The sequence below is a fragment of the Ralstonia sp. UNC404CL21Col genome (genome assembly GCF_000620465.1).
In the GTDB taxonomy this organism is placed as follows: Bacteria; Pseudomonadota; Gammaproteobacteria; order Burkholderiales; family Burkholderiaceae; genus Ralstonia; species Ralstonia flatus.
This window is the reverse complement of record NZ_JIBE01000003.1, coordinates 122,555-140,815: the sequence shown is the minus strand read 5'-3', so window position 1 is coordinate 140,815 and position 18,261 is coordinate 122,555. Positions and strand designations below refer to the sequence as shown.

Below are 18,261 nucleotides of genomic sequence, written 5' to 3'. Positions count from 1 at the left end.
ATCGGCTCACGAACGAGCCAGCACAAGGACGCCGACGAGAATGATCGCGATGCCGATCAGGCGCTGCACCGTCAGCACTTCGCCAAACAGATACCACGCCAGGAAGGCGTTGACCACGTAGCCCAGCGACAGCATCGGATACGCGATGGTCACATCCACGCGTGACAGCCCGAGAATCCACACCACCACCGAGATGACGTAGCACGACAGCCCCCCAATGATGGGCCACTGCGTTGCAAGCTTGATGCCGATCGGCAGGATGTTGTCAGCCGAAAACGCAAAGCGGCCGATGTTGTTGACGCCCGCCTTGAGCAGCAGTTGGGCGCAGGCATTGAGCATGACGCCCGTCAGGATCAGCCCGAAAGTGACCAGATTCATGTGTTCTTTTGATGTTTTGCAGACTGCGGCGGTTTCCCCGTACGAACATTCTCAATCCCGCCGCCGGGGCGCATGTTACGACAATTCCGCTTGCGCGCCCCTTTCGAGAATCCGTGGCGGTAAAACCTAGTTGCGCCGGACGATGACGCGGCGGGCATCGCGGGCGATCACGATCATCGGTACGCCTTGGGCCGTCAGTCGATCATAGGTCCCCGGCCCCATCATGGCGACGGCCTGGTCGCCGGCTTTCCAGCGCGCCACGAACGCTTCGGTGGTCGGCACCCACTTGGTCGGCTCCTGCGCCACGCCGAAGGCCAATTCGTCGGGTTCCTGCACCATGATGGTGGGCCTGCCGAGGTAAAACGGCATTGTATGGTCCAGACGCTCCACCGCATAGAACGGCACGTCGGGCTTGAGCCACGGCCGGACGGCAGGCACGAGATCGATACCCGACATCGAGCGCCCAAAGGCTTCGTGGCCGAGCATCGCCGCCGTAAACGTCAGGAACCACGCGCACGCAAACGCGACGACGCTCTCGAAGCGCCGGCCTGCCAAGCGAATGGCGAGCCACGTGAACGCAGCTCCCGCCGCGAATGCCACGGCCAGGAATACCGCAAAGCGGGAAAACACTGCATTCGGGTACATGCCGGACGACATCGTCGCCACGTAACCGCTGGCTGCGAGGCCGACCAGCGCAAGCGCCAGGAAGGCCCTGAGTTGCCAGCGCCACGCGCGCTCGCTGGTTTGCTCCAGTACCAGGGCCGCCAGAATCGCCAGCGCGGGAATGATCGGGAAGATGTAGCCCGGCAGCTTCGAGTCGGAAATGCTGAAAAACGCGAAGATCAGGACGGCCCACAGGCCGAGCACCAGCGTCGGGCGGAAGCCGTTGCTGGCGGTTTCGGCGCGCGCCATGGTCAGGCGTGCGGCGCCGGGCAATTGCGCTAGCCAAGGCAGGAAACCGGCCACCAGCAGCGGCACGAAATACCAGAACGGCGCATTGCGGTTGTGCACGGTCGACGTGAAGCGCTGGAAATGCTCGTGCACGAAGAAGAACCAGGCAAATTCCGGGTTGCGCATGGAGATCAACACGAACCAAGGCGCGCCCACGGCAAAGAAGATGATCAGCCCAGTCACGAGATGCAGGCGCTTCCAGAGCGCCCAGTCGCGCGCGACCAACGTATAGACCACCAGCACGAAGCCTGGCAGCACCACGCCGATCAGGCCCTTGCTCAATACCGCAAGCGCCATCGACGCCCAGCAGGCCCACATCCAGCCGCGCTGCTGCGCGCGCGTCGCATTCGGATGCTGCGCCAGCAACAGCGAGCCCAGCGCCATCGTCATGCAGCCGGCCACCCCCATGTCCAGCGAATTGAAGTGCGACCCCACATTCCACAGAGGCGCACTCGCCAGCACCAGCCCACTGATGACGGCCGTCCGCCTGCCCCACCAGCGCGCCGCCGCCAGCATCGTGAAAACAATGCCGACGATGCCGGAAAGCGCGGTGAACAGCCGCGCCTGCCAGTCGCCGATGCCGAACAACGTATAGGCGAGCGCGGTGCCCCACATCTGCAGTGGTGGCTTCTCGAAATACTTCAGGGCGTTGTAACGGATGGTCACCCAGTCGCCGGAGACGAACATCTCGCGCGCAATTTCGGCGTAGCGGCCTTCGTCGGTGGGAATCAGGTGCCGGTAGCCCAGCGTACCGAGCCAGACGGCCAGGAACGCAGCGGCCAGCAGCCAAAGGGAAGCGTTGCGCCAGGGGAGGGTGGGCGCTTGGGCGGTGCGGTCGATCGACATGCGGTCAGGCGCGCTCGATCAGCAGGGCGGCGGCCACCTTGCGGCCTTCCAGCATTAGGATGTTGTAAGTGCGGCCGGCGGCCTGCAGGTCCATGGCGTCCACGCCGATGCGCTTCTCGGTGAGCGGCACCGTCAGCCGCGGATGCGGGAAACGCAGCTTGTTGCCTGTCCCGAAGATCACCACTTCGGCACCGAGTTCGAGCAGGCGGGAGAAATGTTCGGGCGTCAGGTCCTCAAAGCGCGCAAGGTCCCACGGCACCACGGCGCCCTCGGGCATCACCAGCACGGAGTGCTCGTAGCGCACCTTGTTGATTTCGATATACCCGTCGCCATAGCCGGTGACGGTATTGAGGATGGTCGACGAATCGGATGAATGGAGCTTCAAGGCGGGAATCCCATCGGGCGCGATGCCTGCGGCGCATGCGGCGGCACGCTGGCAGGGCGCTAGGTTTCAGACGTCCGGGCGGGTTTCGCTGCGTTGCAAAAATGCCCGCCTAAGTCTGTCATAATGGGCTAAATTATATCTTTTTCTCTCCTTCGCCCGCCGCGCCATAAGCGATGCCCGGCAAGGAATAAGCGCAGCGGTGCCTGCCGCTGTGTGGCGTTACCGTCGCCGCTGTGCTGTGCCACAGAATGCCCGTAGTTCAAGCCCGTTCAACGTCGCCCATCGCCGCCTTGCCCGTGAAAACGATCCAGAAATCCGCCAAGCTCAACAACGTCTGCTATGACATTCGCGGCCCCGTGCTCGAAAAGGCCAAGCAGATGGAAGAAGACGGCCACAAGATCATCAAGCTGAATATCGGCAACCTCGCCCCATTCGGTTTCGATGCGCCGGAAGAGATCCAACTGGACATGATCCGTAACCTGCCGAATTCGGCCGGCTATTCGGATTCCAAAGGCATCTTCGCGGCGCGCAAGGCGGTGATGCACTACACGCAGGAACAGGGCATCAAGAACGTCACGCTGGACGACATCTATCTGGGCAATGGCGCGTCCGAGCTGATTTCGCTCGCCACCAACGCGCTGCTCGACGCCGGCGACGAGCTGCTCCTGCCGGCTCCCGACTATCCGCTGTGGACCGCCGTGACGAGCCTTTCGGGCGGCACGCCGGTGCACTACACCTGCGACGAAGCCAATGGCTGGATGCCGGACCTGGACGACATCCGCGCCAAGATCACGCCCAACACCAAGGGCATCGTCGTCATCAACCCGAACAACCCGACCGGCGCGCTGTATTCGGACGAACTGCTGCTCGGCATCGTTGCCATTGCGCGCGAGCATGGCCTGGTGATCTTCGCCGATGAGGTGTACGACAAGGTCTTGTTCGACGACAACAAGCACACCGCGATCGGCTCGCTGTCGGAAGACGTGCTGACCGTGACGTTCAACAGCCTGTCGAAGAGCTACCGTTCGTGCGGCTACCGCGCGGGCTGGATGGTCGTGTCCGGTGACAAGCGCCCGGCCAAGGATTACATCGAAGGCCTCAACATGCTGTCGTCGATGCGCCTGTGCGCCAACGTGCCGGGCCAATGGGCGATCCAGACTGCGCTGGGCGGTTACCAGAGCATCAAAGACCTGGTGGCGCCGGGCGGCCGCATGCGCCGTCAGCGTGACCTGGCGCACGAGCTGATCACGGCGATCCCCGGCGTGACGTGCGTGAAGCCCAAGGCTGCGCTGTACATGTTCCCGCGCCTGGACCCGGCCGTGTACCCGATCGAAGACGATCAGACCTTCATCCGCCAGCTGCTGGAAGAAGAGCGTGTGCTGCTGGTGCAGGGCACGGGCTTCAACTGGCACTCGCCAGACCACTTCCGCATCGTCTTCCTGCCGCACGAAGACGATCTTCGTGAAGCGATTGGTCGAATTGCGCGCTTCCTGGAGCGGTACCGTCAACGTCACGGTACTGGCATCCGGGCCGCATAAGATCGGTCTTCCGCCAGATCAGTCACTTGCGGGGCAGACCGAGGCGTCTGCCCTGTGTGTTTTTTGCTTCTCCGCTTTTTCGTTTCTCTACGACACGTCTCATGAATCCCATCAAGATCGGCCTGCTCGGGCTCGGTACCGTCGGTGGCGGTACCCTCAAGGTTCTGCAACGGAACCAGGAAGAAATCCGCCGTCGCGCGGGTCGCGGCATTGAAGTCGCCATGATTGCCGTTCGCAATCTCGACCGCGCGCGCGCCATCGTGCAGGAAGCCGGTGCGACCGTGCCGGTGGTGAACGACCCGTTTGCGATTGTGGATTCGCCCGAGATCGATATCGTCGTGGAACTGATCGGCGGCTATGACCTGACGCGCGAGCTGGTGCTGCGCGCCATCGCCAATGGCAAGCACGTTGTCACCGCCAACAAGGCGCTGCTGGCCGTGCATGGCAACGAGATCTTCAAGGCCGCACAGGACAAGGGCGTGATGGTGGCATTCGAAGCCGCCGTGGCCGGTGGCATCCCCATCATCAAGGCACTGCGCGAAGGCCTGACGGCCAACCGCATCGAGTGGATCGCCGGCATCATCAACGGCACCACGAACTTCATCCTGTCCGAGATGCGCGACAAGGGCCTGGACTTCGACACCGTGTTGAAGGAAGCCCAGCGCCTGGGCTACGCCGAGGCCGATCCAACCTTCGACATCGAGGGCTTTGACGCCGCGCACAAGCTGACGCTCATGAGCGCCATCGCGTTTGGCGTGCCGGTGCAGTTCGACCGTGCCTACGTGGAAGGCATCACCAAGCTGGAAGCCGTCGACATTCGCTATGCCGAAGAACTGGGCTACCGCATCAAGCTGCTGGGCATCACGCGCCGTGCCGAGGCTGGCATCGAGCTGCGCGTGCATCCGACGCTGGTGCCGGCCAAGCGCCTGATCGCCAACGTCGAGGGCGCGATGAACGCCGTGGTCGTCAACGGCGATGCCGTCGGCCCGACGCTGTACTACGGCAAGGGCGCCGGCGCCGAGCCGACCGCTTCGGCCGTCGTCGCCGATCTGGTGGACGTGACGCGCCTGCACACGGCCGACCCGGAACACCGCGTGCCGCATCTGGCGTTTCAGCCGGACGCGCTGTCCGATACGCCCGTGCTGCCGATCGACGAAGTGCGTTCGAGCTACTACCTGCGCATGCGCGTGGCAGATGAAACCGGCGTGCTGGCCGACATCACGCGCATCCTGGCCGAAGGCGGCATCTCGATCGACGCCATGCTGCAGAAGGAATCGCGCGAAGGCGAGCCGCAGACCGACATCATCATGCTGTCGCACGTGACGGTCGAGAAGCGCGTGAACGCTGCCATCGCCGCCATCGAAGCGCTGCCGACCGTGCTGTCGAAGGTCACGCGCATCCGCATGGAAGAACTGAACTAAGCGCAGGACACGAGCATGCAATACCGATCGACCCGCGGCCATGCAGAGCCGCAAAGTTTCTCCCGCATCCTGCTGGGCGGCCTGGCGCCGGACGGCGGCCTGTACCTGCCCGAGCAGTATCCGCAAGTCAGCGTTGAGGAGCTGACCCGCTGGCGCGACCTGCCGTACGCCGACCTCGCCTTTGAGATCCTGCGCAAGTTCGCCACCGACATTCCGGAAGACGACCTGCGCGCACTGACCCGCCGTACCTATACGCCCGAGGTCTACTGCAACGCACGCGCGGGCGACAACACCGCGGACATCACCCCGCTGCACAAGCTGGGCGAGGAGGGCGGCACGTCGCTGTCGCTGCTGTGCCTGTCGAACGGCCCGACGCTGGCCTTCAAGGACATGGCGATGCAGCTGCTGGGCAACCTGTTCGAATACGCGCTCGATCGTGAGCACGCCGAGCTGAACATCCTCGGCGCCACCTCCGGCGACACGGGCAGCGCCGCCGAATACGCCATGCGCGGCAAGCGCGGCGTGCGCGTGTTCATGCTGAGCCCGCATCGCAAGATGAGCGCGTTCCAGACCGCGCAGATGTTCAGCCTGCAAGACAAGAACATCTTCAACATCGCCATCGAAGGCGTGTTCGACGACGCGCAGGACATCGTCAAGGCGGTGTCGAACGATCTCGACTACAAGGCCCGCCAGAAGATCGGTACGGTCAACTCGATCAACTGGGCACGCGTCGTTGCCCAGGTCGTTTATTACTTCAAGGGCTACCTGCTTGCCGCCCCGAAGATTGGCGACAAGGTGTCGTTCTGCGTGCCGTCGGGCAACTTCGGCAATGTTTGCGCGGGCCACATCGCACGCATGATGGGTTTGCCGATCGACAAGCTGGTCGTGGCCACCAACGAGAACGACGTGCTCGACGAGTTCTTCCGCACCGGCACGTACCGCGTGCGTTCGGCCGCCCAGACGTACCACACCTCCAGCCCCAGCATGGACATCAGCAAGGCGTCGAACTTCGAGCGCTTCGTGTTCGACCTGCTGGATCGTGATCCGGCACGCCTCGCGCAACTCTTCCGCGACGTGGACGAAAAGGGCGGTTTCTCGATGACGGGCAAGCCGGAGTTCGACCGCATCGCCGAGTTCGGCTTTGTCTCGGGCCGCAGCTCCCACGACGACCGCGTCGATACAATCCGCGACGTGTTTGCCACGTACGGCACGATGATCGACACCCACACCGCTGACGGCGTGAAAGTGGCGCGCGAAAACCTGACGCCGGGCGTGCCGATGGTGGTGCTGGAAACGGCGTTGCCGGCCAAGTTTGGCGACACCATTCGCGAAGCGCTGGACCGCGAGCCGGAGCGCCCGGCTGGCTACGCCGATATCGAGTCACTGCCGCAGCGTTTCGAAGTCATGCCGGCAGACGTTGACCGCATCAAGGGCTATATCGCCCAGCACACCGGTCTCTAAAACGATGCAAGCAGTGCCGGATGACGTCGCCGGAGCAGCCTTCGAGCGCTGCCTGCACGACATCCGTGCCTGCCGTGAGTGCCAGGGCGCATTGGCACACGAGCCTCGCCCTGTTGTCGTCGCGGACCGCCGCGCCCGTGTCCTGATCATCGGTCAGGCCCCGGGCCGCATCGTCCACGAGACGGGTATTCCGTGGAACGACCGCTCGGGCGACCGCCTGCGTCAGTGGCTGCACATCTCGTACGACGATTTCTACGCCGACCGCCGCATCGCCGTGGTGCCGATGGGTTTCTGCTTTCCGGGCACCGGCGCGAACGGCGATTTGCCACCCCGCCCGGAATGCGCGCCCAAATGGCACCGGCCGCTGCTGACGGCGATGCCCGATGTGCGGCTCGCGCTGCTGGTGGGCACCTATGCCCAGCGCAACTACCTCGATGTGCCGCGCGACTGGTCATTGACCGACGTCGTGCGCAACGGGCCCGTGCACGACGCTAACGGCCGCGTGCTGTTTCCGCTGCCGCATCCGAGCCCACGCAACCTGGCCTGGTTCAAACACAACCCGTGGTTCGACGCGCACATCGTGCCGGCGCTGCGGGCGGCGCTGGCCGACGCATTCGCTTGATACGCCCGGGCTGATGCATGGCATCGGCCTGGAACCGATACAATCGAAATCTCCTTTTCGATTCTGCTTTCCCATTCCCGCATGTCCGCCAACGATGCTCCCGCCGTCAAACCGTCCTTGCTGACGCTCGATGCGGCGCTGTCGCAACTGCTTGCCGCAGTGCGCGCTTTGCACGAGACCGAAACCGTGTCGACGTTGCATGCCAACGGGCGCGTGCTCGCTGAGGCCGTGCGCAGCAGCCTGAACGTGCCGCCCGCCGACAACACGCAGATGGACGGATACGCCGTGCGCGCCGCCGACATCACCGCGCCGGGCACGCGCCTGAAGGTGGCGCAGCGCATTCCCGCCGGCCATGTCGGCCAGCCGCTGAATGCGGGCGAGGCGGCGCGCATCTTCACCGGCGCGCTGATCCCGCCGGGCGCCGATGCGGTCGTCATGCAGGAGCAATGCAAGGCTGACCCGGACACGGGCACCGTCGTCATCGACCACGTGCCGGAGTCCGGCGAATGGATCCGTCGCGCCGGCGAGGACATCGCCGACGGCGCCGAAATCCTGCCGCGCGGCACGCGCCTCGGCCCGCAGCAACTGGGCCTGGCGGCTTCGGTGGGCTGCGCCAATCTGCACGTCGTGCGCCGTCCGCGCGTGGCCGTGTTCTTTACCGGCGATGAACTCGCCATGCCCGGCGAGCCGCTCAAGCCCGGCGCCATCTACAACTCCAACCGCTTCACGCTGCGCGCGCTGCTGGAAAACCTCGGTTGCGACATCACCGATTTCGGCATCGTGCCCGACACGCTGCAAGCCACGCGCGACACGCTGCGCGAAGCGGCCGAGGCGCACGACCTCATCATCACCTCCGGCGGCGTGTCGGTGGGCGAGGAAGACCACATCAAGCCCGCGGTGGAAGCCGAAGGGCGCCTGAACCTCTGGCAGATCGCCATCAAGCCGGGCAAGCCGCTGGCCTTTGGCGAGGTGCGCCGCCCCGAAGGCATGGTGGGCGGCCCGACCGCATTTTTCATTGGCCTGCCGGGCAACCCGGTGTCGAGCTTCGTCACCTTCCTGCTGTTCGTGCGGCCGTTCATCCTGCGCCTGCAGGGCGTGGCCGACGTGGCACCGAAGCGCATCCCGATGCGCGCAGACTTTGCGCTGCCCAAGGGGGATCGCCGCAACGAGTTCCTGCGGGCGCGCATCAATGCCAACGGCGGGCTGGACCTCTTCCCGAATCAAAGTTCGGGCGTGCTGACCTCCACCGTGTGGGGCGATGGCCTGATCGACAACCCGCCCAACCAGCCGATCGCGCCGGGCGATGTCGTCAGCTTCCTGCCGTTTGCAGGCCTGGTGTAAGGAGCGATGGCCATGCAGATCGAGCTTCGTTTCTTTGCCAGTGTGCGTGAACAGCTGGGGACCTCGCAGGAGCAGGTGGTCGTGCCGGAGGCCGTGCGCACCGTGGGTGATGTGCGCCGCTGGCTCGCGCAGCGCGGCCCGGTCTGGGGTGAAACCCTGGCCGAAGGCCGTGCGCTGCGCATGGCGGTCGACCATCAGATCGTGCCGGCCGATACCGCCGTGCACGACGGCTGCGAAGTCGCTTTCTTCCCGCCGGTGACCGGCGGCTGAGCGCGGGAGACCAAACATGTCCGTCCGCGTGCAGGAAGCCGACTTCGACCTCGGCGCCGAGATTGCAGCGCTCCGTGCCGGCCGCTCGAACATTGGCGCGGTGGCCAGCTTCATCGGCACCGTGCGCGACATCAACGACGGCACGGGCGTGTCGGAGATGGAGCTGGAGCACTATCCCGGCATGACCGAAAAGGCGCTCGCCGACATCGTGAGCGCGGCCATGCAGCGCTGGGAATTGATCGACGCGCTCGTCATCCACCGCGTTGGCAAGCTCAAGCCGCAAGACCAGATCGTGCTGGTGGCGGTGGCGTCCAAGCATCGCGGCGAGTCCTTTGCCGCGTGCGAATTCATCATGGATTACCTCAAGAGCGAGGCGCCGTTCTGGAAGAAGGAACAGACGCCCGAAGGCGCGCGCTGGGTCGACGCGCGTGTCACCGACGACAAGGCGCTCGCCCGCTGGGGCATTGCCACCTCCAACGCCGCGACACGCACGGCTGACCAGCCCGGCGCATCGGCGCAACCCAACGACTACGAATAACAAGGACGCGACCGCATGAGCGGAATGGGCTTTCTGGCAGTTGGGGTGGGTGCTGCGCTGGGAGCCTGGTTGCGCTGGGCGCTCGCCGTCTTGTTGAACGCCATCAATCCGGCCTTGCCGTACGGCACGCTGGCGGCCAATCTGGTGGGGGGCTACCTCATCGGCGTCGCGGTGGGTGTTTTCGATACGCACGCGGGGCTGCCCCCGGAATGGCGTTTGCTGGCCATCACCGGTTTTCTGGGCGGGCTGACGACGTTCTCGACGTTTTCCAGCGAGGTTGTCGCCAACATCCTGGCCGGCGACCACCTGATGGGCGCGCTGCACATCGTGGCGCATCTGGGCGGCTCGCTGTTCCTCACGATGCTCGGTCTCTGGACGGTGCGCACCTTCAGTTGATCGCAAGCCCCGCCTGCAAATCGAGTTGCGAATGAGAAGTTTGGTTCACATACTGGTAGTGCCTGCGGTGGCTTAGGGATGTCCAGTAGGGACGTGCAGTATCGAAGGCCGCCGCGGGTTTGCTTTGTGTTGTTCCATCCATAACGAGAAGGAGACGCAATGAAACCCACCCGAACGGCGCGCCTGCGACGGCACGTCTCGCCCAGCAACCTGATCGCCGCCGGTGCCGTGCTGCTGGCCGGCTGCGGCGTGTTGAGTGCCTGCGGCGGCAGCAATGACGGCAACAACGTGCCGGGCAATACCAAACCGGCCTTTGCCGGCAAGGTGACCGTCACGCGGTACGACGGCGTATCGGACGACCTGCTGACCGCCGGCCTGGGAGCAAGCGGGCTGGCTTCCGCCACCGCACCGACTATCGCCAACCCCACCGCGCCCACGCCAGCCGAGCTGCGCCGCCTGGCGATCTACGCGAACTACCGGGCGCTGGTCGACACGGCGGCCAAGGGCGGCTACGGCACGCTCTATGGCCCGAATGTCGACGCGAGCGGCAACGTCACACAGGGCTCCGGCATGATCGCCGGCACCGAATACGTGACGTACTCCGACGACGGCACCGGTCAGCAGAACGTGGTGCTGCTCGTGCAGATTCCGGACAGCTTCGACGTCAACAACCCCTGCATCATCACCGCCACCTCGTCTGGCTCGCGCGGCATCTACGGCGCGATTTCCACCGGCGAATGGGGCCTCAAGCGCAAGTGCGCCGTCGCCTATACCGACAAGGGCACCGGCGCCGGTCCGCACGACCTGGCCACCGACACCGTCGCCCTGCAGGACGGCACGCGCACCACGCGCAGCGCAGCCGGGTCGAACGCGCACTTTGCCGCGCCGCTCACCAGCAGCCAGCTTTCTGCCTTCAACGCGGCCACGCCGAACCGGCTGGCGTTCAAGCACGCGCATTCGCAGCGCAACCCCGAGAAGGACTGGGGTCTGTTCACGTTGCAGGCTGTGCAGTTCGCGTTCTGGGCGATCAACGACAAGGTCTCGGCGACGAGCGGTGCGCTGGTGGGCAGCGCGTTGCCGGTGCGTCCGGACAACACCATCGTCATCGCGTCGAGCATCTCCAATGGCGGCGGCGCAGCCATCGCGGCGGCCGAGCAGGACACCGGCGGGTGGATCGACGGGGTGGCCGTCGGCGAGCCCGGCCTGAACCTGCCGCCCAACACCGGCGTGCAGGTCGTGCGCGGCGGCACCGCGCTGCCGACGACCGGCAAACCGCTGTTCGACTACGTGAGCTACGCCAATGTGTTCCGGCTGTGCGCGGCGTCGTCTGCGAGCGTTGCCACGGCACCGGCGCAGGCGTTCTTTGGCAGCCTCACGACGTTCCCGGCAGGCGCGCAGGCCAACCGCTGCGCCGCGCTGAAGGCGGCCGGGCTGCTGACCTCCACCACGGCGGCCGCCCAGGCCGACGAAGCCCTGCAGAAGATGCGCACCTACGGCTGGGAGCCTGAGTCGGATCTCGTGCACGCCTCGATGTCGTTCTACGAGATCGACCCGTCCGTGGCGACCACCTTTGGCAACGCCCTCTCGCGCGCCAGCGTGACCGACAACCTGTGCGGATTGAGCTTCGCGGCAACCGATGCGTCGTTCCATCCGACGGCGGTGAACGCCACGGCGCTTGCGCAGATGGCGGCGGTTGGCAACGGCATTCCGCCCACCTCCGGCGTGCAGCTCGTCAACAACAACGCCCAGGGCGGCCCGACGCGCAGCAACCAGTCGGTCGACTCCACCGGCACGCAGGCCGCCAACCTCGATGGCGCGCTGTGCCTGCGCAACCTGCTGACGGGCGCCGATGCCGCGTCGCAGTCGCTGCAGACCGGCATCAGCCAGACGCTGCGCACCGGCAACCTGCAGGGCAAGCCGGCGCTGATCGTCCAGGGCCGCAACGACGCGCTGCTGCCGGTCAACCATGGTTCGCGGCCGTACCTGGGGCTGAACGCCAAGGTGGAGGGCGGCTCGAGCAAGCTGTCGTATATCGAGGTGATGAACGCGCAGCATTTCGACGGCTTCATCGACCTCGTGCCTGGCTACGACACGCTGTTCGTGCCGCTGGTGCTGTATGAGCAGCGCGCGCTGGACGCCATGTACGCCAACCTGAAGAACGGCACGCCGTTGCCACCTTCGCAGGTGGTGCGCACCACCCCGCGCGGTGGCACGCCCGGTGCTGCACCGGCCATCAACGCGGCCAACGTGCCGAACTTCACGAGCACACCGGCCGCCGGCGACCGCATCTCGGTGACTGTGTCGGGCGGTGTGGCGACGGTCTCGGTGCCCAACTGATGCGATAGCCACGACGGTTTTGATGCACTTCGGACGGCGGCGTTGCCGACAGGCGCGCCGCCGTTTGTTTTGGCGCAAATCTGCATCAAAAGCCGCGTTTCCACGCTTGAAATGCCACCGAAGCTCCCTATCTTTCGGAGCAGTGAAACATTTTCCGCAAGGGGTTTTTAATGCGTTTGGACAAACTGACCACCCGCTTCCAGGAAGCGCTGGCCGACGCGCAGAGCCTGGCGCTGGGCAACGACAATCCGTACATCGAACCGGTCCACCTGCTGCTGGCCATGCTGCGCCAGCCGGATGGGGCCACCAAGAACCTGCTGGCCCGTGCGGGCGTCAATACCGGCGCCCTGGACACGGCGCTGGACCGCGCCATCAAGCACCTGCCGCAGGTGCAGGGTGGCGAACAGGTGCAGGTGGGGCGAGACCTCGGCAGCCTGCTGCAGGCGACCGAGAAGGAAGGCATCAAGCGCGGCGACCAGTTCATCGCCAGCGAGCTGTTCCTGCTGGCCGTGGCTGACGACAAGGGCGAGGCCGGCCGCATTGCGCGCGAACACGGCCTGTCGCGCAAGCCGCTCGAAGCCGCCATCGACGCCGTGCGCGGCGGCCAGACCGTCGGCAGCGCCGAGGCCGAGAGCCAGCGTGAAGCGCTCAAGAAGTACACCATCGACCTCACGGAGCGTGCACGCATCGGCAAGCTCGACCCCGTCATCGGCCGCGATGACGAGATCCGCCGTGCCATCCAGATCCTGCAGCGCCGCACCAAGAACAACCCGGTGCTGATCGGCGAGCCGGGCGTCGGCAAGACGGCCATCGTCGAAGGCCTGGCGCAGCGCATCGTCAACGGCGAAGTGCCTGAGAGCCTGAAGAACAAGCGCGTGCTGGTGCTGGACATGGCGGGCCTGCTGGCCGGTGCCAAGTACCGCGGCGAGTTCGAAGAGCGCCTGAAGGCCGTGCTGAACGACATCGCCAAGGAAGAGGGCCAGACCATCCTCTTCATCGACGAGATCCACACCATGGTGGGCGCGGGCAAGGCCGAAGGCGCGATGGACGCCGGCAACATGCTCAAGCCGGCGCTGGCACGTGGCGAGCTGCATTGCATCGGCGCGACCACGCTGGACGAATACCGCAAGTACATCGAGAAGGACGCGGCGCTGGAGCGCCGCTTCCAGAAGGTGCTCGTGGGCGAACCGAGCGTGGAGGCGACCATCGCCATCCTGCGCGGCCTGCAGGAGAAGTACGAACTGCACCACGGCGTGGAGATCACCGACCCGGCGATCGTGGCCGCGGCTGAACTCAGCCACCGCTACATCACCGATCGCTTCCTGCCGGACAAGGCCATCGACCTGATCGACGAGGCTGCGGCGCGTATCAAGATGGAAATCGACTCGAAGCCCGAGGCGATGGACAAGCTCGACCGCCGCCTGATCCAGCTGAAGATCGAGCGCGAGGCCGTGAAGAAGGAAACCGACGAAGCCTCGCAGAAGCGCCTGGAGCTGATCGAGCAGGAGATCGAACGCCTGCAGAAGGAATACGCCGATCTGGACGAAATCTGGAAGGCCGAGAAGGGCGCCGCGCAAGGTGCGGCCGCGCTCAAGGAAGAGATCGACAAGATCAAGCTGGAGATCACCAAGCTGCAGCGCGAAGGCAAGCTCGAGAAAGTGGCCGAACTGCAATACGGCAAGCTGCCCGAGCTGGAAGGCAAGCTGAAGGCCGCGACCGCCGCCGAGTCGGCCGGCCAGAAGCAGCCGAACAAGCTGCTGCGCACGCAGGTGGGCGCCGAAGAGATTGCCGAAGTCGTCAGCCGCGCCACGGGCATCCCCGTGTCGAAGATGATGACCGGCGAGCGCGAGAAGCTGCTGAAGATGGAAGACCGCCTGCACGAGCGCGTGGTCGGCCAGGACGAGGCCGTGCGCCTGGTGTCGGATGCCATCCGTCGCTCACGCGCCGGCATTGCGGACGAGAACAAGCCGTATGGCTCGTTCCTGTTCCTGGGGCCCACGGGCGTCGGCAAGACCGAGCTGTGCAAGGCGCTGGCAGGCTTCCTGTTCGATTCGGAAGACCACCTCATCCGCATCGACATGAGCGAGTTCATGGAGAAGCATTCCGTGAGCCGACTGATCGGCGCGCCGCCCGGCTATGTCGGCTACGAGGAAGGCGGTTACCTGACCGAAGCCGTGCGCCGCAAGCCGTACAGCGTGGTGCTGCTCGATGAAGTGGAGAAAGCGCACCCGGACGTCTTCAACGTGCTGCTGCAGGTGCTGGACGACGGCCGCCTGACCGACGGCCAGGGCCGCACGGTGGACTTCAAGAACACGGTGATCGTGATGACGTCGAACCTCGGCTCGCAGCTCATCCAGCAGATGGCGACCGAACCGGCGGATGTGATCAAGGGTGCCGTGTGGCAGGAAGTGAAGACGCATTTCCGCCCCGAGTTCCTGAACCGGATCGACGAGGTGGTGGTGTTCCACGCGCTGGACCAACGCAACATCGAATCGATCGCGCGGATCCAGCTCAAGCGTCTGTCGGCACGCCTGGCGCAGATGGACCTGGCGCTGGAGATCAGCGACGAGGCGGTGGCCAAGCTGGCATCAGCGGGTTACGACCCGGTGTTTGGGGCACGGCCGCTGAAGCGGGCGATCCAGCAGCAGCTCGAGAATCCGGTGGCACGGATGATTCTGGAGGGCAAGTTCGCGCCCAAGGATGTGGTGCCGGTGGATTATCGGGATGGGGCGTTTTCGTTTGAGAGGGTTGTGCACTGAGGCTGTGTAGTGGTGCGTTAAAAAGCCGCTCCGGAGGGTTCCGGAGCGGCTTTTTTGTTTTTGGCTTTTTGTTTTTTTGGTGGTGCATCTCTGTTTCACCCCCTGCCGGGGGCGACTCACTTTCTTTGTCTTGCCAAAGAAAGTAAGCAAAGAAAGGCGCGCCCGAGATGGCGACTTCCCCTTGGATTTTTGTAACCGGGCGGAGACGGGGAAAACTCGCTGCGCTCAGACAGTTCCCCGTCTTTTTTCCGCCCGCTTACAAAAATCCAAGGCGCCATCAAGGGCAGGAACGTCAACGGCCACACCGTCGGTGTGCTGGCCTGGGTGGCACTGGTTTGCTGCTGGTGTTGCTCGCTTTGCTTCGCGTTGTGCTGTTGGTGCCTGCTGCACAGGTGATCGATGGTTTGGCTTCTCCCTGCCCTATGCGGCGCCTTGAATTTCTGTTGCAAGGAGGAAAAAGAGGGGAGGCTTGTCTGAGCGCAGCGAGTTTGCCTCCCCTCCCTCCTTGCGACATAAATTCAAGGAGGGGGTCGCCGCATCGGGCGCGCCTTTCTTTGCTTACTTTCTTTGGCAAGACAAAGAAAGTGAGTCAGCCCCGGCAGGGGATGAAACAAGGGATCCACCACCACCAAAAAAACCGGCAAGGAAGCCCCTTTTGAACACCGAAATCCTGACACTCCCCCCCCGCGCCCCCAAAACCCTCAAGCCCCACCGTCTAAGACCCAAGCCCCACCCTAAAACCCTCAAGTCCCACCCTCCAAGCCCCGAACTCCACCCTAAAACCCTCAAGCTCCACCCTCCAAGCCCCGAACTCCACCCTAAAACCCTCAAGCTCCACCCCCAAAGACCCAACCTCCACCCCCAAACCTTCAATCTCGACCCTCCAACACTCAAGCGTCACCCTAAAACCCTCAAGTTCCACCCTCCAACCCTCAAGCTCCACCCAAAAACAGTCGACCCAACGTCTCTCCAAGGCCCGACCTCCACCCCAAACCCCTGGAGTCCCGCTGTCCAAGGCCCAAGCTCGAGTCTCCGACATCCAGCGCCGAGGGTTTGACCCTCAAGCACCACGCCCGCACGCCCGCTCGCGGCCCTTTGCTTTGCATCCGCGCAGCCCCCAACCCCGCCTTTATGCAAAAAACGATGAACATTCCCTGAAACCATTCGTTCCCCGTACAAGACCCGCTCGGTAGTCTTGCTCCTATTCCAAATCCATCAGAGATCAGAAACGGAGCTGCAAGATGATTCGCAAGTTTGTGTTCAATACCATCGCGGCTGCCATCGTGGCGGGGGGAACCGTGGGTGCGCATGCGGCAACGACACTGTTGAATGTGTCGTACGACCCGACGCGCGAGCTGTACAAGGAAATCAACACCGAATTTGCCAAGAAGTGGAAGGCCGAAACGGGTGAGGACATCACCCTGCGCGCTTCGCATGGTGGTTCGGGCAAGCAGGCGCGCTCCGTGATCGACGGGCTGGATGCCGATGTGGTGACGCTGGCGCTGGGCTACGACATCGACGCGATCGCCGAGAAGGGCCTGACCGGCAAGGACTGGCAGAAGCGCCTGCCGCACAACGCCTCACCGTACACGTCGACCATCGTCTTCCTGGTACGCAAGGGCAACCCGAAGGGCATCAAGGACTGGAATGACCTGGTCAAGCCGGGCATCGCCGTCATCACGCCGAATCCGAAGACCTCCGGCGGTGCACGCTGGAATTACCTGGCCGCCTGGGCCTATGCGCTGAAGCAGCCGGGCGGTTCGGACGCCACCGCCAAGGATTTCGTGCAGAAGCTCTACAAGAACGTGCCGGTGCTCGATTCGGGCGCGCGCGGTGCGACCACCACCTTTACCGAGCGCGGTATCGGCGACGTGCTGATCGCGTGGGAAGACGAGGCGCTGCTGGCGGCGCGCGTGGAAGGCAAGGACAAGTTTGACGTGGTGGTGCCGTCGATTTCCATCCTGGCCGAGCCGCCGGTGGCGGTGGTGGACAAGGTGGCCGACAAGAAGGGCACGCGCAAGGCCGCGGAGGCTTATCTCAAGTTCCTGTACACGACGCAAGGGCAGGAGATCGGTGCGAAGAACTTCTATCGCCCGACGGACCCGGCCGTGGCCAAGAAGCACGAGAGCGAATTCCCGAAGGTGAAGCTCGTGACCATCGACGACACGTTCGGCGGCTGGCAGAAGGCGCAAAAGACGCACTTTGCCGACGGCGGGCAGTTCGATCAGCTCTATCAACCGGGCAAGTAAGGCCCACACGACGTAACGACATCGGGTGATCCGCATCATGCAAATCCTGACGATTTCCGGCAGCCCTTCGGCGCAATCGCGATCTGCACGCCTGCTGGGCCACGTGCGTGCGCAGCTCGAACGCGCCGGCGAGCAGGCGGACCACCTGGACCTGCGCAGCCTTCCGGCCGACGCGCTGCTCGGCGCGCAAGTGTCCGACCCCGCCATCGCCGATGCGGTGGCGCGGGTGGAAGCGGCGGGCGTGGTGATTCTTGCCACGCCGGTCTACAAGGCGGCCTACAGCGGGCTGCTCAAGACGTTTCTTGATCTGCTGCCGCAGAGCGGGCTGCGCGACAAGGTCGTGCTGCCGATTGCCACCGGCGGCAGCCTCGCCCACACGCTGGCGATCGACTACGCGCTGCGTCCCGTGCTGACGGCGCTGGCGGCGCGCTCGATCCTGCCGGGCATCTTTGCAGTCGACTCGCAGATCGTTGTGGCAGATGACGGCGTGACCGTTGACCCGTCGCTGCAGCAGCGCCTGGATGACGGCGTGGAGCGCGTGCATCAGGCGCTGGCGCTGGCACGGCATCCGGCCGTGGCGCAGGTCATCGTTTCGAGCCGCAGCGCGGTGCGTGCCACGTTCCAGGCCGCCGACGAAGAACGAATGCGATGTCTGGCGTGATGCGCTGACCGCGCCGCCGTTACACACGCCGCTCACTGCTTTCCCGTTGTTGTCACGCCGCGCAGCCGCTGCGCGCGGATCGTGCCGCCCATACACCCCGCATCGACC

Annotated in this window: 15 protein-coding genes; 12 read left to right on the top strand and 3 right to left on the bottom strand. The window is 64.7% G+C overall.

The window, feature by feature from the left end; genetic code table 11:
- Window positions 1-6: 6 nt before the first annotated feature.
- The 3 genes from N511_RS0100690 to N511_RS0100680 all read right to left on the bottom strand — a co-directional run bounded on the left by N511_RS0100690 (window position 7) and on the right by N511_RS0100680 (window position 2,560).
- The gene (locus tag N511_RS0100690; RefSeq protein WP_012761830.1) at window positions 7-378 is read right to left on the bottom strand and encodes an SMR family transporter; all 372 of its coding nucleotides are present in this window, start codon (window positions 376-378) and stop codon (window positions 7-9) included.
- Window positions 379-504: 126 nt separating this feature from the next.
- Window positions 505-2,175, bottom strand: coding sequence for a glycosyltransferase family 39 protein (locus N511_RS0100685; protein ID WP_027677540.1), 1,671 nt, complete (start codon window positions 2,173-2,175; stop codon window positions 505-507).
- Window positions 2,176-2,179: 4 nt separating this feature from the next.
- The gene (locus N511_RS0100680) at window positions 2,180-2,560 is read right to left on the bottom strand and encodes an Mth938-like domain-containing protein (protein WP_027677539.1); all 381 of its coding nucleotides are present in this window, start codon (window positions 2,558-2,560) and stop codon (window positions 2,180-2,182) included.
- Between the two features lie 296 nt (window positions 2,561-2,856).
- Here N511_RS0100680 and N511_RS0100675 point away from each other — a divergent pair, with 296 nt between their 5' ends.
- From N511_RS0100675 to ssuE, 12 genes are all read left to right on the top strand, one after another.
- Window positions 2,857-4,098, top strand: a complete 1,242-nt coding sequence (locus N511_RS0100675; RefSeq protein WP_009277534.1) for a pyridoxal phosphate-dependent aminotransferase — start codon at window positions 2,857-2,859, stop codon at window positions 4,096-4,098.
- Between the two features lie 101 nt (window positions 4,099-4,199).
- Complete coding sequence (locus tag N511_RS0100670) at window positions 4,200-5,519, top strand: homoserine dehydrogenase (protein ID WP_027677538.1); 1,320 nt, start codon at window positions 4,200-4,202, stop codon at window positions 5,517-5,519.
- 15 nt (window positions 5,520-5,534) lie between these two features.
- Window positions 5,535-6,980 carry a threonine synthase gene (gene thrC, locus N511_RS0100665; RefSeq protein ID WP_027677537.1) on the top strand — a complete coding sequence of 482 codons (1,446 nt, stop codon included), beginning with the start codon at window positions 5,535-5,537 and terminating at the stop codon, window positions 6,978-6,980.
- A gap of 4 nt (window positions 6,981-6,984) precedes the next feature.
- Entirely contained in the window at window positions 6,985-7,602 is a 618-nt protein-coding gene (locus N511_RS0100660; protein WP_027677536.1) for a uracil-DNA glycosylase family protein, read from the top strand.
- Window positions 7,603-7,683: 81 nt separating this feature from the next.
- Entirely contained in the window at window positions 7,684-8,943 is a 1,260-nt protein-coding gene (locus N511_RS0100655; protein WP_027677535.1) for a molybdopterin molybdotransferase MoeA, read from the top strand.
- A 12-nt stretch (window positions 8,944-8,955) separates the two neighbouring features.
- On the top strand, window positions 8,956-9,213 hold the full coding sequence (gene moaD / locus N511_RS0100650; RefSeq protein ID WP_009238308.1) for a molybdopterin converting factor subunit 1: 258 nt from the start codon (window positions 8,956-8,958) through the stop codon (window positions 9,211-9,213).
- A gap of 16 nt (window positions 9,214-9,229) precedes the next feature.
- Window positions 9,230-9,751 carry a molybdenum cofactor biosynthesis protein MoaE gene (locus tag N511_RS0100645; protein WP_027677534.1) on the top strand — a complete coding sequence of 174 codons (522 nt, stop codon included), beginning with the start codon at window positions 9,230-9,232 and terminating at the stop codon, window positions 9,749-9,751.
- A 15-nt stretch (window positions 9,752-9,766) separates the two neighbouring features.
- Entirely contained in the window at window positions 9,767-10,147 is a 381-nt protein-coding gene (gene crcB, locus N511_RS0100640) for a fluoride efflux transporter CrcB (protein WP_027677533.1), read from the top strand.
- A 159-nt stretch (window positions 10,148-10,306) separates the two neighbouring features.
- The gene (locus tag N511_RS0100635; RefSeq protein ID WP_027677532.1) at window positions 10,307-12,484 is read left to right on the top strand and encodes a 3-hydroxybutyrate oligomer hydrolase family protein; all 2,178 of its coding nucleotides are present in this window, start codon (window positions 10,307-10,309) and stop codon (window positions 12,482-12,484) included.
- Between the two features lie 170 nt (window positions 12,485-12,654).
- Complete coding sequence (gene clpB, locus N511_RS0100630) at window positions 12,655-15,243, top strand: ATP-dependent chaperone ClpB (RefSeq protein WP_027677531.1); 2,589 nt, start codon at window positions 12,655-12,657, stop codon at window positions 15,241-15,243.
- Between the two features lie 1,241 nt (window positions 15,244-16,484).
- Window positions 16,485-17,492 (top strand): sulfate ABC transporter substrate-binding protein, encoded by a 1,008-nt coding sequence (locus tag N511_RS0100620; RefSeq protein ID WP_027677530.1) that lies wholly within the window; start codon window positions 16,485-16,487, stop codon window positions 17,490-17,492.
- 37 nt (window positions 17,493-17,529) lie between these two features.
- Complete coding sequence (gene ssuE, locus N511_RS0100615) at window positions 17,530-18,153, top strand: NADPH-dependent FMN reductase (protein ID WP_004626546.1); 624 nt, start codon at window positions 17,530-17,532, stop codon at window positions 18,151-18,153.
- Window positions 18,154-18,261 lie beyond the last annotated feature (108 nt).

Coding starts and splice junctions, on each gene's coding strand:
- N511_RS0100655 (WP_027677535.1), top strand. CDS start 7,684: ATGTCCGCCAACGATGCTCCCGCCGTCAAACCGTCCTTGCTGACGCTC.
- clpB (WP_027677531.1), top strand. CDS start 12,655: ATGCGTTTGGACAAACTGACCACCCGCTTCCAGGAAGCGCTGGCCGAC.
- N511_RS0100645 (WP_027677534.1), top strand. CDS start 9,230: ATGTCCGTCCGCGTGCAGGAAGCCGACTTCGACCTCGGCGCCGAGATT.
- N511_RS0100635 (WP_027677532.1), top strand. CDS start 10,307: ATGAAACCCACCCGAACGGCGCGCCTGCGACGGCACGTCTCGCCCAGC.
- N511_RS0100670 (WP_027677538.1), top strand. CDS start 4,200: ATGAATCCCATCAAGATCGGCCTGCTCGGGCTCGGTACCGTCGGTGGC.
- thrC (WP_027677537.1), top strand. CDS start 5,535: ATGCAATACCGATCGACCCGCGGCCATGCAGAGCCGCAAAGTTTCTCC.
- ssuE (WP_004626546.1), top strand. CDS start 17,530: ATGCAAATCCTGACGATTTCCGGCAGCCCTTCGGCGCAATCGCGATCT.
- crcB (WP_027677533.1), top strand. CDS start 9,767: ATGAGCGGAATGGGCTTTCTGGCAGTTGGGGTGGGTGCTGCGCTGGGA.
- N511_RS0100685 (WP_027677540.1), bottom strand. CDS start 2,175: ATGTCGATCGACCGCACCGCCCAAGCGCCCACCCTCCCCTGGCGCAAC.
- moaD (WP_009238308.1), top strand. CDS start 8,956: ATGCAGATCGAGCTTCGTTTCTTTGCCAGTGTGCGTGAACAGCTGGGG.
- N511_RS0100620 (WP_027677530.1), top strand. CDS start 16,485: ATGATTCGCAAGTTTGTGTTCAATACCATCGCGGCTGCCATCGTGGCG.
- N511_RS0100660 (WP_027677536.1), top strand. CDS start 6,985: ATGCAAGCAGTGCCGGATGACGTCGCCGGAGCAGCCTTCGAGCGCTGC.
- N511_RS0100690 (WP_012761830.1), bottom strand. CDS start 378: ATGAATCTGGTCACTTTCGGGCTGATCCTGACGGGCGTCATGCTCAAT.